We start from the raw sequence: 14,870 nt of genomic DNA, 5'->3' as shown, positions 1-14,870 counted from the left end.
GCAAAAGATTGTAAATTTGAGGTGTAACAAACGCAAATATGAAGTTATTTCTGGTACCAACGCCAATAGGAAATCTAAAGGACATGACCTTTAGAGCTGTTGAAGTTTTAAATGATGTCGATTTGATTTTAGCCGAAGACACCAGAACTTCAGGAAAACTCTTAAAGCATTTTGAAATTTCTACCCAAATGCAAAGCCACCACATGCACAATGAGCATAAAACGGTTAATGGTTTAGTTGAAAAGCTAAAGTCTGGAATGTCCATTGCGGTGATAAGCGATGCTGGCACTCCTGCCATTTCTGATCCAGGGTTTTTATTGGTAAGAGCTTGTATAGAAAATAATATAGAGGTGGAATGTTTGCCAGGAGCAACGGCTTTTGTACCAGCATTGGTCAATAGCGGATTACCTAATGACAAGTTTGTTTTTGAAGGCTTTTTACCTGTAAAAAAAGGGCGCCAAACTCGACTTTTATTATTAGCAGAAGAAAGCAGAACGATGATTTTTTATGAAAGCCCACATAAACTCATAAAGACTTTAGGGCATTTTTGTGAGTATTTTGGGGAAGACAGATTGGTGTCGGTGTCGAGGGAATTGACCAAGCTCTACGAAGAAACCATCAGAGGAACAGCTAAAGAGGTATTGGAACATTATACCAACAAACCACCAAAAGGGGAGATTGTAATTTGTGTTGCTGGAAAAAAGTGATGGAAGAACTACTCCACAACATAAGCCAATGCACCATTTGCAAAGCACACCTTCCATTAGGGCCAAGACCTGTTGCAACGGCACACACAAATTCTAAAATTATGATTATTGGTCAAGCACCAGGAACTAAAGTCCACGAATCTGGAATCCCTTGGGACGACCAAAGTGGGAAAAAACTAAGGCAGTGGCTAAATGTTACTGATGAACAGTTCTATAACACAGAAAACTTTGCCATTATACCAATGGGCTTTTGCTATCCAGGAAAAGGTAAAACAGGAGACCTGCCACCAAGACCAGAATGTGCACCACAATGGCATGATCAATTATTGGATAAAATGCCTAAGCTGGAATTAATTATTTTGATTGGAGCTTACGCGCAGAATTATTATTTAAAAGACAAGAAAACTTTGACAGAAAGAGTTGGCGATTATAAGTCCTATTTGCCAAAATATTTTCCGATTCCACATCCATCACCAACCAACAGATTTTGGCGTGCCAAAAATCCTTGGTTTGAGGAATTGGTGGTGTCTGAGTTGCAGAAGAAGGTAAATAGCATAATGCCAATTAATTGAACTAAATTAGACTTTTAAAAAAATTATAATATGTTTTTTCATTTTGATAGACCTAGTGTAGACTACCCTAAGGAAATAGTTGAAAACAAGACTAATTTACTTTATGAATGGGAAATTGAAAACGATAATAAGGTTTTAGAGATAAATAAGATCAACTTATTTGTTGGAGCAAATAACTCAGGGAAAAGCAGATTTCTTCGAGGAATATTAAAAACTATAAATGACGTTGATTTATTTTCAAAATATAATAATCATTTTGATGAAATTCGAAGAGATTACAATTCTTATTATCAGCTTAATTTCGGAAACCTACATCCTTCATTCAGAAATGAGTTCAATTCGAGAACAAGAGAGTTTCCTTTTACTAGCACAAACCTCAAGAATTTAGTGTCTAATATAACAAAATATGAATCTAGTTTTTCGTTTATTAATAGAGTAGTAAACAAGTTAAATGATTTAAAAGCTTTAGGCAGACTTAACTTAAATCAAGAAAAAGAATTAAAATTTCTCAAGAAAGTTGAGTTAATAGTGGATGAACTTAATTATTTGAAATCCAATAAACCAAGTCATAAAAAATACATTCCAATTTTAAGAACACTACATGAAAATCAATATCTTACTGAAGGAGTAATAAAGAATACAATAAAAATAAATTATGATATCGATGGGAATGTATTCACAGGGCTGACACTTTATAAAAAAATTTTAGGATTAAAAAATTCTCCAGGCCCAAATAGGAAAAAAGTCAAACAGTTTGAAAAATTCCTGTCAAAGCACTTCTTTGATAAGAAAGAGGTTGAAATTACTTCAAACTCTGAAACAAATGAACTTTTATTCTCTGTCGATGATTTAGAGCATCCTGTGTATGATTTAGGTGATGGAATCCAATCTTTAATAATATTGTTGTTTCCAATATTTACAGCAAATAAAAATGATTGGTTTTTTATTGAGGAACCCGAGATTAATTTACATCCTGGATTACAAAGAATTTTCATACAAACCTTACTGTATGATGAGTATTTAAAAGAAAAAAAATTAAGATATTTTTTCACGACACATTCAAATCATTTTTTAGATATAACATTGTTAAATGATAACATATCAATTTTTCAATTTGAAAAGAATGAGAAAGATACTTTCAGAATAAGAACCAATGTCAAGCCAAGTAAAGACGTATTAGACGTTTTAGGTGTGAATACTTCCTCAGTATTTCTTGCTAATACTTCTATTTGGGTAGAAGGGCCAACAGATAGGAAGTATATATCTAAACTATTAAGTTTATTGTTTGAAAAGAAGAATCAATTTCTCAAAGAAGATATTGACTATTCGTTTTTCGAGTACGGAGGTAATTTAATTGAGCATTATTTATTTGATAACAATATTGAGTTTAATGAGGTAGCTGTAAGAGAAAAAATAAATTCGTTTGCTTTATCAAATAAGATTTATCTTTTAGCAGATAACGATAATGTAGATATGCGCTCTGCAAAAGGTAAGAGAAGAAAACTTCTAGAAGAAAGTGCAAAGAAGAATCCTAATTTTATGTATCAGAACACAGAATTAAGAGAAATTGAAAATCTATTACCAAAAGCAATTATTAAAGGTTTTTTGAGATTTTTGGTTAAAGATTTAGAGGATATTGATCTGGTTAACGCTATTGACTTCAATAAAAGTGATTACAATAAAGTAGGACTTGGTGAATTTTATGAAACTTTACTTCTGGATAATAATATCCCAAAAAAAACGCACAAAGCATTTAAAGCAGACTCTGGGACTTTAAAAAACGATTATAAAATTAAACTTGCAGACTTTGTAATTAATTCAGAATATAAATATGATGATTTTATAGAAGATAATGACACTCTAAAAACAATAATTGAAAACCTTTATAAATTCATAAAAAAATAAACCTCGCCATTTCTGGTAAGGTTTAACCTAATTTGTCTAAAAGTCTAACTATCTAGATTCCTGCCTTCGTAGGAATGACAATCTAATACTGACTCCCATCATGCTTACCAACTTCATAACCATGTTTTCCTAAATATTTATTGCCACTTTCCACAGCACCTTCTTCAATATCAGTTCCCATAGAGTCATTCCAACGGTTAAGATATCCAAAGAGCGAAATCACACCTAGCATTTCTACGATTTCACCTTCATCCCAATGCTTGTATAATCGATCTTTAATTTCAGCATTAACGGCATTTGGGACTTGGCTTGCCGCCAAACTAAAATCCAATGCGGCACGTTCCGCTTCAGAAAACGCAGGATGCGTTCTGTATTCCCAAATATTGTCTAACTGCTCTTGTTCTGCACCATAACGTTCTGCAGCTCTAATGGCATGTGCTTGGCAGTATCTGCAACCTGTAGAGTTGCTACTTACCCAAGCAATCATACGTTTAAGTGCTGAGGTTACCTTACCTTCATTTGCCATTACAGCTTTATTCAAATTAATAAACGCCTTGCTTATTGCCGGTCTGCGTTGCATGGTTAAGACTGAGTTTGGACAAAATCCAAGTGTCTCGTTAAAGAATTCTGCTAACGCTTTGGTTTCTAAATCATGCTCAGGAGATAATGGAGTTACTAATGCCATGGTTGTATTTTTAGTAGTATTTTTGAACGTACAAGATAGGAGTTATAACGTTTAATTTAAAAGAATATGGATCATAAAATCACAACACATTGGAAAGGCGGATTGACTTTTGAGTCGGACAATCCGAGTGGAAAATTTGTAACTATGGATACAGATGTTATGGGAGAAGAACGTAAAGGTCTCTCGCCAAAAGCCATGATGTTATCGTCCTTAGCAGGTTGCTCGGCAATAGACGTTATTTTAATGTTGGAGAAAATGAAAGTTGAAATCGATGACCTTAAGATTGAGGTGTCTGGAGAGCTGACCGATGAACATCCAAAATATTACCATTCGGTTTTAGTTGATTATCATTTTTATGGTTCAGATTTAAATAAAAAGAAGTGCGAACGCGCTGTAAACTTATCCGTTGAAAAATATTGTGGTGTTATGGAGATGTTTAGACGTTTTGCAACAATCAATTTTAATATTCATTATCACATAGTGCTTAAAAAATAATGGCTTCACTTTATTACAAAAGCACTTTATGTGACTTTTTCTAATAAAATAAATTATTGGGCATCATAACAAATTTCATATAAATAATTGATTTTCAAACAAATAAAAAATTAACTCTACAATTGAATTTAGAGGTTAACCTATCTCACCTACCCTAAAGCCTTGCTCAAAAAGTAACTTTATCACTGCAATTGAGATTTTTGCACGATTTAGTTATGAGTCAATTAAACAAATACAGTAAAACCGTTACCCAAGATCCAACGCAACCAGCGGCTCAAGCCATGTTGCATGCTATTGGATTAACAAAAGAAGATTTTTTTAAACCTATAGTAGGTATTGCAAGTACAGGTTACGAAGGTAATCCTTGTAATATGCATCTGAATGATTTGGCAAAACTTGTAAAGCAAGGCACACAAAACGAAGATGTGGTTGGGTTGATTTTCAATACCATTGGAGTAAGTGATGGTATATCTATGGGAACACCTGGTATGCGCTATTCATTGCCATCACGAGATATTATTGCAGATTCTATGGAAACTGTTGTACAAGCTATGAGTTATGATGGCTTGGTGACTGTTGTTGGATGTGACAAAAATATGCCAGGCGCATTAATAGCGATGATTCGTCTGAATAGACCAAGCATTTTGGTGTATGGTGGAACCATTGACTCGGGTTGTCACGAAGGAAAAAAACTAGATGTCGTGTCTGCTTTTGAAGCTTGGGGAAGCAAGGTCGCCGGAACCATGTCTGAGAATGAATATCAAAATATTGTTGAAAAAGCCTGTCCTGGTGCAGGTGCCTGTGGTGGTATGTACACAGCAAACACAATGGCTTCAGCGATTGAAGCTTTGGGTATGGCATTGCCATTTAATTCGTCCAACCCAGCATTGAGTGACGCAAAAAAGCAAGAGTCGGTGAAAGCTGGTGAAGCATTGAGAACATTGTTAGAAAAGGATATAAAGCCTTCAGATATTATAACAAGGAAATCCCTTGAAAACGCAGTTAGGTTAGTAACTATATTAGGAGGTTCGACCAATGCTGTTTTACACTTTTTAGCTATTGCTAGAGCAGCACAAATTGACTTTACACTTAAAGATTTTCAAGACATAAGCGATAACACACCGTTTTTGGCAGATTTAAAACCAAGCGGAAAATATTTGATGGAAGACGTTCATGCTGTTGGAGGTATTCCTGCGGTATTAAAATACCTTTTAAAGAAAGGATTAATTCACGGAGATTGTTTAACCATTACAGGAAAAACAATTGCTGAAAATTTACTGGAAGTTGAAGATTTAGCCGAAGGACAGGACGTCATTAAACCTATAGAACAACCCATTAAAATTTCTGGGCATTTGAGAATGCTCTACGGCAATTTAGCAACTGAAGGATCTGTCGCGAAAATCACAGGTAAGGAAGGGCTGTCGTTTAAAGGAAAGGCTAAAGTTTTTGAGGGTGAATATGCTGCCAACGATGGAATCAGAGATGGGAAAGTTGAAAAAGGAGATGTCGTGGTCATAAGATACGAAGGTCCAAAAGGCGGACCAGGAATGCCAGAAATGCTCAAACCAACAGCTGCCATTATGGGAGCAGGTTTTGGAAAAGATGTGGCATTAATTACAGATGGAAGATTCTCAGGAGGCACACATGGATTTGTTGTTGGACATATCACACCAGAAGCACAAGAAGGTGGAGCCATCGCACTTGTAAAGGATGGTGATATGATTACAATTGATGCTGAGACCAATTCAATTTCATTAGAGGTTTCGGAAGATGAACTTCAAAAAAGAAGAGAAAAATGGAAAGCACCAGAACTCAAATTTGAACGTGGTGTTTTATATAAATATGCCAAAACAGTTTCCTCAGCATCTAAAGGATGTGTAACGGATGAGTTTTAAAATTGAAATGAGAATGTCACTCTGAGCGCAGTCGAAGAGTATTGAAAAATTAAAACATGAAAGAAGCTCAAACCATAAACAAGCAAGAAGAACAAGTGTTAACAACACAAAGAATCTCAGGAAGTGAAGCCGTAGTAAAATGTTTATTGGCAGAAGGTGTCGATATTCTTTATGGTTATCCAGGAGGAGCGATTATGCCTGTATATGACGAATTATATAAATATCAAGATCAGTTACACCATGTATTAACACGACATGAGCAAGGCGCAACCCATGCAGCACAAGGATATGCTCGTATTTCGGGCAAGGTTGGTGTGGCGATTGCAACCTCTGGTCCAGGTGCCACAAACCTAATTACTGGAATCGCAGATGCCCAAATTGATTCTACTCCTATGGTTTGTATTACTGGTCAGGTCGGCTCGCATTTATTGGGAAGCGATGCCTTTCAGGAAACAGATATTGTTGGTATTTCTACACCTGTAACAAAGTGGAACCATCAGATCACCAAAGCTTCAGAAATACCAGAAGTTTTTGCTAAAGCGTTTTACATTGCAAAAAGCGGAAGACCAGGACCTGTGCTTATTGACATAACTAAAGATGCTCAATTTGAGGAATTTGATTTTACATACAAAAAATGCGAAGGCATTAGAAGTTACAAACCCGTTCCAGAAACAGATGAAAAATCCCTTAAAGTTGCAGCAGACCTCATTAATAATGCTAAAAAGCCATTAATAGTTTGGGGACAAGGTGTCATTTTAGGAAAAGCAGAAGAAGAGTTTAAAGCAGTTATAGAGAAAGCGGGAATCCCCTCTGCATGGACTATTCTTGGAGCCTCAGCAATTCCGTCATCACATCCTTTAAATGTTGGTATGGTTGGTATGCATGGTAATTACGCACCTAATGTTTTAACTAATGAATGTGATGTGTTAATCGCCATAGGAATGCGTTTTGATGATAGGGTTACGGGAAATTTAGCGACGTATGCCAAACAGGCAAAAGTGATTCATTTTGAAATTGATCCAGCTGAGGTTAACAAAAACGTAAAAGCAGACATTGCAGTTCTAGGTGATGCTAAAGCGAGCTTACAAACTTTATTGCCATTGTTAAATCCAAATTCGCACGGCGATTGGCATCAAAAATTCAAAGATTTATACAAAATCGAATATGAAAAAGTCATTAAAAACGATTTGCATCCAACCAAAGATGGTTTAACTATGGGTGAAGTGTTGAAAGAAATCAACATACAGACCCAAGGTGAAGCAGCAATTGTTACTGATGTTGGTCAACATCAAATGATTGCGTGCCGCTATGCAGATTTTAAGGTATCAAAAAGTAATATCACCTCAGGTGGATTAGGCACCATGGGATTCGCGTTACCAGCAGCCATCGGAGCAAAAATGGCTGCTCCAGATCGCGAAGTGGTGATGATTGCTGGTGATGGTGGTTACCAAATGACAATACAAGAGTTAGGTACTATTTTTCAACAGAAAGTTCCTGTAAAAATCGTGGTTCTAAATAATGAGTTTTTAGGAATGGTTCGTCAATGGCAGCAACTATTTTTTGATAAGCGCTATGCTTCAACCGAAATGGTAAATCCAGATTTCGTTGCTATTGCAAAAGGCTATGGTATTAAAGCGCAAAAAGTTTCAGAAAGACAAAGTTTAAAGGATGCGGTAAAAGAAATGATAGACACTGATGGGCCATATTTTTTGGAGGTTAGAGTAGAAAAAGAAGACAATGTTTTCCCGATGATTCCTACAGGCGCAAGTGTTTCAGATATAAGATTAGAATAATGGAGGATCAAAAAAAACAATTCACGGTTTCGGTATATACCGAAAATAATATCGGGTTACTGAATAGACTTTCGGCAATTTTTCAAAGACGCCATATTAATGTGGAAAGCCTAAACACTTCGGCTTCAGAAATTGAGGGTGTTTCACGATTTACAATTGTGGTAAAAATAACGGAATCCCAAATGAAGAAAATCATTGGCCAGATAGAAAAGCAAGTTGAGGTGATAAAAGCTTATTACCATACCGAAGACGAAATCATTTATCAAGAATCGTGCTTATTCAAATTCAAATCAGATTTGTTATTTGATGAACGACAGATTCAGAATATCATAAAAGAAAGTAATGCTAGAATTGTAACCGTTAACAAAGAGTTTTTTGTGATAGAAAAATCAGGAAGAAAAGAAGAAATAGATTTATTGTACAGAGAATTAAATGTTTTCGGGATAGGGCAATTCACACGTTCTGGACGAGTGGCAGTGACCAAGGATAAAATGAACATATCAAAGATGCTTGAAGCATTTCAGAATTAAAAAAATAAACTAAAAAACAATGGCAAATTATTTTAACACATTACCATTAAGAACACAACTAGAACAATTAGGAAAATGTAGATTTATGGATGCTTCAGAATTTGAAGATGGCGTAGATGTATTAAAAGGGAAGAAAATCGTAATTGTTGGTTGTGGTGCGCAAGGATTGAACCAGGGTCTTAATATGAGAGATTCTGGCTTGGATATCTCTTATGCATTAAGGCAAAATGCCATTGACGAAAAACGGGCATCCTATAAAAATGCGACCGAAAATGGTTTTACAGTTGGTACGTACCAAGAACTTATTCCTTCAGCTGATTTGGTATTGAATCTAACACCAGACAAGCAACACACCAATGTTGTAAAAGCGGTCATGCCTTTAATGAAAAAGGGAGCCACACTAAGTTATTCACATGGATTTAATATTGTAGAAGAGGGCACAAAAATCCGTGAGGATTTAACCGTAATTATGGTAGCACCAAAATGTCCGGGAACTGAAGTTCGAGAAGAATACAAAAGAGGGTTTGGTGTGCCAACGTTAATTGCAGTGCACCCTGAAAATGATCCTGAAAATAAAGGTTGGGTACAAGCAAAGGCTTATGCTGCTGCAACTGGAGGACATAGAGCTGGTGTGTTGGAATCGTCTTTTATCGCAGAGGTAAAATCGGATTTAATGGGAGAGCAAACCATTCTTTGTGGTTTGTTGCAAACTGGTGCAATCTTGTCATTTGATAAAATGGTTGAAGAAGGTATTGAGCCAGGCTATGCAGCAAAACTTATTCAGTTTGGTTGGGAAACGATTACCGAAGCTTTAAAACATGGTGGTATTACCAATATGATGGATCGTTTATCGAATCCAGCAAAAATCAAGGCTTTCGAATTATCCGAAGAATTAAAAGATATTATGCGCCCACTTTTTGAAAAGCACATGGACGATATCATTTCTGGCCATTTCTCAAAAACCATGATGGAAGATTGGGCAAATGACGATAAAAATCTATTAAAATGGCGTGAAGCTACAGGCGAAACTGCGTTTGAAAAAACAGCATTGACATCAGACCACATAACAGAACAAGAATATTTTGACCATGGAGTATTGTTGGTGGCTTTTGTAAAGTCAGGTGTGGAACTGGCCTTTGAAACCATGGTGAGCGCTGGTATAATTGAAGATTCTGCATACTATGAATCTTTGCATGAATTACCATTGATCGCAAACACCATTGCAAGAAAAAAACTATTTGAAATGAATCGTGTTATTTCAGATACTGCAGAATATGGTTGCTATCTATTCGATCATGCCTGTAAACCTTTGTTAATGGACTTTATGGAAAATGTTGATACGTCCGTTATTGGGAAACCATTTTCAAAATCAAACGGAGTAGATAATGTAGAATTGATTGCAATAAACGAGACCATTAGAAATCATCCCATAGAATCAGTTGGAAAACGATTACGTGCATCCATGACTGCAATGAAAGCAATAAAAACCGAAGAAGTAAAAGAAACTACTTTAGCTTAAAAAGCCGACAAGTCTTTTAAGAAAAGAAGCAAGAAAGTCTCCGAAAGGGATTTTAAAGGAATGAACGAAACAAAAACAATATATAAGCCAACACTAAAAGCTGTTAAAGCTGCAGCAGAAAAACTTAGTGGAGTATCATCAGTAACTCCGTTAATTAAAAATGCGCAGTATTCAAAACAGTTTGGAGCCAACATCTATTTTAAAAGGGAGGATTTACAAGAAGTCCGTTCTTATAAAATCCGTGGTGCTTATAACAAAATCTCATCATTATCGGAAACTCAGGTTGAAAATGAAATTGTTTGCGCCAGTGCTGGAAATCATGCTCAAGGCGTTGCTATATCGTGTAAGCTTTTAAAAATAAAAGGTACCATTTTTATGCCTGCACCAACGCCAAATCAAAAGATTGAGCAAGTGCAACTATTTGGTGAAGATTATATCGATGTGGTTTTAATTGGTGACACTTTTGATGATGCTTATGATGCCGCAATTGAAGAATGCGAACGATTGAACAAAACATTTATCCACCCATTTAACGATAAGAAAGTGATTGAAGGGCAAGCTACGGTCGGACTGGAAATAATAAATCAGGCTAAGGTACAACCAATTCACTATGTGTTTGTACCTGTTGGAGGAGGTGGTTTATCATCTGGATTGTCTTCAGTGTTTAAAATTTTATCTCCTCAAACTAAAATAATTGGAGTAGAGCCAAAAGGAGCGCCGTCTATGATCACATCACTTAAGAACAATCGGGTTACAGAGTTGAAATCGATAGAAAACTTCGTTGACGGAGCGGCTGTAAAGCGTGTGGGTGATTTAAATTTTGAGATTTGTAGAGAAACATTACACGACGTAATTACGGTTGATGAAGGTAAGATTTGTCAAACTATTTTAGACCTTTATAATAAAGATGCCATTGTTGTAGAGCCTGCAGGTGCATTGAGTGTTTCCGCTTTAGAACAGTACACTGAGGATATCCATGGAAAAAATGTGGTTTGCATAATTAGTGGTAGTAACAATGATATTACAAGAACACCAGAAATTAAAGAGCGCGCCTTATTATACGCCAATTTAAAACACTATTTTATCGTTAAGTTTCCGCAACGTGCAGGTGCACTGCGTGAATTTGTCAGCACTATTTTAGGTCCAACGGACGATATTACCCATTTTGAATACACCAAAAAAGTCAACCGTGAAAACGATGTTGCAGTCGTTGGTTTAGAATTAAAAAAACCAAGTGATTTAGAACCTCTGATTACAAAAATGAAACTTCATAATTTTTATGGAGATTATCTCAATGACAAACCAGATTTGTTTCAATTTTTAATATAATTGCTAAAAAGAATACAATCAGGTGAAAGTACTTAAGTTTGGTGGCACGTCAGTTGCAAATGCCGAAAATATATCAAAGGTTATAACGATTCTTGTTCAAGAATCCAAAAAGCAAAATGTTGCTGTAGTGGTGTCTGCACTCGGTGGTGTTACTGATGCTCTAATTAAAACAGGAGAACTTGCTACTGAAAAGGATGGATCCTACATCACGGTTTTTGAAAATATTAGAGAAAGACATTTAGAAACCATACAATCTTTAATGCCAAAAGCTCAGTCAAATGCAGTAATTAAAACTGTTGAAGGAAAGCTTGAAGAGCTTAAAAATTTACTTCATGGTATTTATTTGATTAATGAATTTTCAGATAAAACTCGAGATAAAGTTTTAAGTTTTGGAGAGTTATTGTCCTCCTATATTATCTCTAAAGCCTTAAAATTAAAAATAGAAAAATCGTCTTTAAAAGATAGTCGAGAACTGATTGTAACCGATGACTTGCACACACAAGCCAATGTAAACACTAACGAAACCAATATTAGAATTTCAAGTTTTTTTAAATCCAATAAAGATAAGGTGGTTGTATTACCTGGATTTGTTTCTAGAAGTGAAGAAGGCGAAACAACAACTTTAGGAAGAGGTGGCTCTGATTATACGGCAGCACTTATAGCATCTGCCTTAAAGGTTTCCGACTTGGAGATTTGGACAGATGTAAGTGGTATGTTTACTGCTAACCCTAAATTGGTAAAACAGGCATTTCCGATAGAAGAAATCTCATATCAAGAAGCTATGGAATTATCACATTTTGGAGCCAAGGTTTTGTACCCACCAACAGTACAGCCCGCTTTGCAGAAAAATATTCCTATATATATAAAAAACACATTTCAACCGGAAGCAAAAGGCACTTTAATTTCAAAAAAAGCAGCTTCAAAAAATGGTCCAGTTAGAGGGATAAGCCATGTAGAAAATATAGCACTCGTAACGTTAGAGGGTAATGGTATGGTTGGTGTTCCTGGGTTTTCAAAGCGCTTGTTCTCTACATTATCCGCAGCACAGATCAATGTGGTTTTAATTACCCAAGCATCCTCGGAACATTCCATTTGTGTTGGTGTTTATAGTGAAGATGCCAAGTTAGCTAAACGCATTTTAGACAATGAGTTTGCTTACGAAATATCACTTAAAAAAATAAAGCCATTATTGGTTGAGGACAACTTGGCTATAATTGCGGTTGTGGGAGACAATATGAAAAACCATCAAGGTATTAGTGGTAGAATGTTTAGGTCCCTAGGGCAAAATAATGTAAATGTTAGAGCCATTGCCCAAGGAGCATCAGAACGAAATATTTCAGCAGTAATCGCTCATAAAGATATTAAAAAAGCTCTTGTTTCACTCCATAATAGATTCTTTGAAAAACAAGTAAAGATCTTAAACTTATTTCTTGTTGGTGTTGGTAACGTAGGCTCAATATTACTAGATCAAATACTGCAACAACAAGAATATCTAAACGAAAACTTGTTGTTAAATATTAAAGTCGTTGGAGTTAGTAACTCAAGAAAAATGGTTTTTGATGAGGAAGGTATTGACTTAAGACACTGGAAAGACCTTATTAAAAAAGGACAACCGAGGACAAATCAAACATTTTTTAACGCAGTTAAAGAGTTTAATTTAAGCAACAGTATTTTTATAGATGTAACAGCTAACGAAGATGTTGCTAATACCTATGCATCATATTTAAAGGAAAGTATTTCGGTAATAGCGTGTAATAAAATAGCGTGCTCATCAACTTATAAGTCTTATAGAGAATTAAAGGACTTGTCAAGAAAATACGGAGCATCCTTTCTCTTTGAAACCAATGTTGGCGCAGGATTACCAGTCATATATACATTGAACAATTTGATTAATTCAGGCGATAAAATTACTTCAATACAAGCTGTATTATCAGGAAGCTTAAATTTCATTTTCAACAATTTCAATGAAAACAACAGTTTCCACGATGTTGTAAAACAAGCGCAAAAAGAAGGCTATACCGAACCAGACCCTCGTATAGATTTAAGTGGTGTGGATGTTGCTCGAAAAATTTTGATTTTAGCAAGAGAAGCTGGTTATAGAATGGATTTAAAAGATATTAAAAACGAATCTTTTTTACCTAAAGGCAGTTTAGAAGCAAAGACCACGGACGAGTTTTATAAAATTCTAAAGGCAAATGACTCCCATTTTGAAACTATGTATGCAAAAGCAAAAGAAAAGGATTGCCAATTAAAATACGTAGCAGAATTTAATGAAGGTAAAGCGGCAGTAGGATTGAAAGCTGTAGACAAAAACCATCCTTTTTACAATCTTGAAGGCAAGGACAATATCGTATTATTTTACTCAGAACGTTATGCACAACAACCTTTAATCATAAAAGGTGCTGGTGCTGGTGCAGAAGTGACTGCATCAGGATTGTTTGCAGATATCATTACCTTAGGAAGAAATTAAGACCATGAACCAAGTTAAAATATTTGCTCCGGCAACAGTAGCGAACGTATCATGCGGTTATGATGCTATGGGTTTTGCTTTGCAAGCTCTTGGTGATGAAATGGTTTTCACTAAAACGGATTCTAATGCCGTTACAATTTCAAAAATAGAAGGTGCCAAATTGCCTTTTGAAGCCGATAAAAATGTAGCGGGAGTCGTTGCAAAATTAATGCTAGAAGATAGTAAGTCTGATTTTGGAATAGATATTCAAATTTTTAAGAAATTTAAACCAGGTAGTGGCTTAGGAAGTAGTGCTGCCAGTGCATCTGGTAGTGCGTTTGCAATCAACCAATTGTTAGGAAACAAGTATTCAAATCTAGAGCTCACAAAATTTGCAATGCATGGGGAAGTTGTTGCTTGCGGTTCAGCTATTGCAGATAATGTTGCAGCAGCAATTTATGGAGGTTTTATTTTGGTGAGAAATTACCAACCCTTGGATATTGTTGAGATTCCTTCACCTTCAGAATTAGTGGCTACAATCATTCACCCACAAATTGAAGTCAAAACAGAAGATGCTCGTAAGGTTATAAAACCAGAAATACCTATAAAAACAGCTATTGCACAATGGGCAAATGTTGGTGGACTCATTAGTGGATTACATACCTCAGATTTTGATTTAATAAGCCGCTCATTGGTAGATTATGTAGCAGAACCGGCAAGAAAACATTTAATACCGCACTTTGATGCTGTAAAAAATGCAGCTATAGAACAGGGTGCATTGGGAGCAGGAATTTCGGGTTCAGGACCATCAATATTCGCTTTGAGTAAAGGGGTAGAAACAGCAAATAATGTTGCAGAGGCCATGAATAAGATATATAAAGACAAAAACATAGATTACAAAATCTACATCTCTAGAATTAGCACTCATGGAGCAAAAATTATAAATTCAGTTAACGCTAGTTTATAATACATACACTAATCAATCTAGCTT

Annotated in this window: 12 protein-coding genes; 11 read left to right on the top strand and 1 reads right to left on the bottom strand. The window is 35.6% G+C overall.

Annotation, left to right across the window (positions count from 1 at the left end):
- The first annotated feature begins 38 nt into the window (after positions 1–38).
- From rsmI to SIB89_RS09090, 3 genes are read left to right on the top strand one after another with little or no spacing between them, the layout of a single operon-like run.
- Positions 39–707, top strand: coding sequence for a 16S rRNA (cytidine(1402)-2'-O)-methyltransferase (gene rsmI, locus SIB89_RS09100; RefSeq protein ID WP_412559540.1), 669 nt, complete (start codon positions 39–41; stop codon positions 705–707).
- The gene (locus tag SIB89_RS09095) at positions 707–1,279 is read left to right on the top strand and encodes a uracil-DNA glycosylase family protein (RefSeq protein WP_412559539.1); all 573 of its coding nucleotides are present in this window, start codon (positions 707–709) and stop codon (positions 1,277–1,279) included. The genes rsmI and SIB89_RS09095 overlap by 1 nt, the downstream gene beginning before the upstream one ends.
- 30 nt (positions 1,280–1,309) lie before the next feature.
- Positions 1,310–3,184 (top strand): AAA family ATPase, encoded by a 1,875-nt coding sequence (locus SIB89_RS09090; RefSeq protein WP_412559538.1) that lies wholly within the window; start codon positions 1,310–1,312, stop codon positions 3,182–3,184.
- Between the two features lie 82 nt (positions 3,185–3,266).
- Here the strand turns inward: SIB89_RS09090 and SIB89_RS09085 are convergent, their stop codons facing one another.
- Complete coding sequence (locus tag SIB89_RS09085; protein WP_412559537.1) at positions 3,267–3,869, bottom strand: carboxymuconolactone decarboxylase family protein; 603 nt, start codon at positions 3,867–3,869, stop codon at positions 3,267–3,269.
- A gap of 66 nt (positions 3,870–3,935) precedes the next feature.
- Between SIB89_RS09085 and SIB89_RS09080 the strand changes: the two genes are divergently transcribed.
- From SIB89_RS09080 to SIB89_RS09045, 8 genes are all read left to right on the top strand, one after another.
- Positions 3,936–4,364 carry an OsmC family protein gene (locus tag SIB89_RS09080; protein WP_412559536.1) on the top strand — a complete coding sequence of 143 codons (429 nt, stop codon included), beginning with the start codon at positions 3,936–3,938 and terminating at the stop codon, positions 4,362–4,364.
- A 215-nt stretch (positions 4,365–4,579) separates the two neighbouring features.
- Positions 4,580–6,259, top strand: coding sequence for a dihydroxy-acid dehydratase (gene ilvD / locus SIB89_RS09075; protein ID WP_412559535.1), 1,680 nt, complete (start codon positions 4,580–4,582; stop codon positions 6,257–6,259).
- A gap of 56 nt (positions 6,260–6,315) precedes the next feature.
- Positions 6,316–8,052 (top strand): biosynthetic-type acetolactate synthase large subunit, encoded by a 1,737-nt coding sequence (ilvB, locus tag SIB89_RS09070; RefSeq protein ID WP_412559534.1) that lies wholly within the window; start codon positions 6,316–6,318, stop codon positions 8,050–8,052.
- The gene (gene ilvN / locus SIB89_RS09065) at positions 8,052–8,582 is read left to right on the top strand and encodes an acetolactate synthase small subunit (RefSeq protein WP_273289128.1); all 531 of its coding nucleotides are present in this window, start codon (positions 8,052–8,054) and stop codon (positions 8,580–8,582) included. The genes ilvB and ilvN overlap by 1 nt, the downstream gene beginning before the upstream one ends.
- 19 nt (positions 8,583–8,601) lie before the next feature.
- Entirely contained in the window at positions 8,602–10,101 is a 1,500-nt protein-coding gene (gene ilvC / locus SIB89_RS09060; RefSeq protein WP_412559533.1) for a ketol-acid reductoisomerase, read from the top strand.
- Between the two features lie 60 nt (positions 10,102–10,161).
- Positions 10,162–11,430: a threonine ammonia-lyase IlvA gene (gene ilvA, locus SIB89_RS09055; protein ID WP_273289130.1), complete on the top strand. Its 1,269-nt coding sequence runs from the start codon at positions 10,162–10,164 to the stop codon at positions 11,428–11,430.
- A gap of 22 nt (positions 11,431–11,452) precedes the next feature.
- Positions 11,453–13,900, top strand: coding sequence for a bifunctional aspartate kinase/homoserine dehydrogenase I (gene thrA / locus SIB89_RS09050; protein WP_412559532.1), 2,448 nt, complete (start codon positions 11,453–11,455; stop codon positions 13,898–13,900).
- A 4-nt stretch (positions 13,901–13,904) separates the two neighbouring features.
- Entirely contained in the window at positions 13,905–14,846 is a 942-nt protein-coding gene (locus SIB89_RS09045) for a homoserine kinase (protein ID WP_412559531.1), read from the top strand.
- Positions 14,847–14,870 lie beyond the last annotated feature (24 nt).

Source organism: Winogradskyella sp. MIT101101 (assembly GCF_047126865.1).
GTDB lineage: Bacteria > Bacteroidota > Bacteroidia > Flavobacteriales > Flavobacteriaceae > Winogradskyella > Winogradskyella ouciana.
Note: the sequence above shows the minus strand (reverse complement) of the source record. Positions and strands in the feature narration are given on the sequence as shown.

Coding starts and splice junctions, on each gene's coding strand:
- ilvA (WP_273289130.1), top strand. CDS start 10,162: ATGAACGAAACAAAAACAATATATAAGCCAACACTAAAAGCTGTTAAA.
- SIB89_RS09090 (WP_412559538.1), top strand. CDS start 1,310: ATGTTTTTTCATTTTGATAGACCTAGTGTAGACTACCCTAAGGAAATA.
- ilvD (WP_412559535.1), top strand. CDS start 4,580: ATGAGTCAATTAAACAAATACAGTAAAACCGTTACCCAAGATCCAACG.
- SIB89_RS09095 (WP_412559539.1), top strand. CDS start 707: ATGGAAGAACTACTCCACAACATAAGCCAATGCACCATTTGCAAAGCA.
- ilvN (WP_273289128.1), top strand. CDS start 8,052: ATGGAGGATCAAAAAAAACAATTCACGGTTTCGGTATATACCGAAAAT.
- SIB89_RS09045 (WP_412559531.1), top strand. CDS start 13,905: ATGAACCAAGTTAAAATATTTGCTCCGGCAACAGTAGCGAACGTATCA.
- ilvB (WP_412559534.1), top strand. CDS start 6,316: ATGAAAGAAGCTCAAACCATAAACAAGCAAGAAGAACAAGTGTTAACA.
- rsmI (WP_412559540.1), top strand. CDS start 39: ATGAAGTTATTTCTGGTACCAACGCCAATAGGAAATCTAAAGGACATG.
- SIB89_RS09080 (WP_412559536.1), top strand. CDS start 3,936: ATGGATCATAAAATCACAACACATTGGAAAGGCGGATTGACTTTTGAG.
- ilvC (WP_412559533.1), top strand. CDS start 8,602: ATGGCAAATTATTTTAACACATTACCATTAAGAACACAACTAGAACAA.
- SIB89_RS09085 (WP_412559537.1), bottom strand. CDS start 3,869: ATGGCATTAGTAACTCCATTATCTCCTGAGCATGATTTAGAAACCAAA.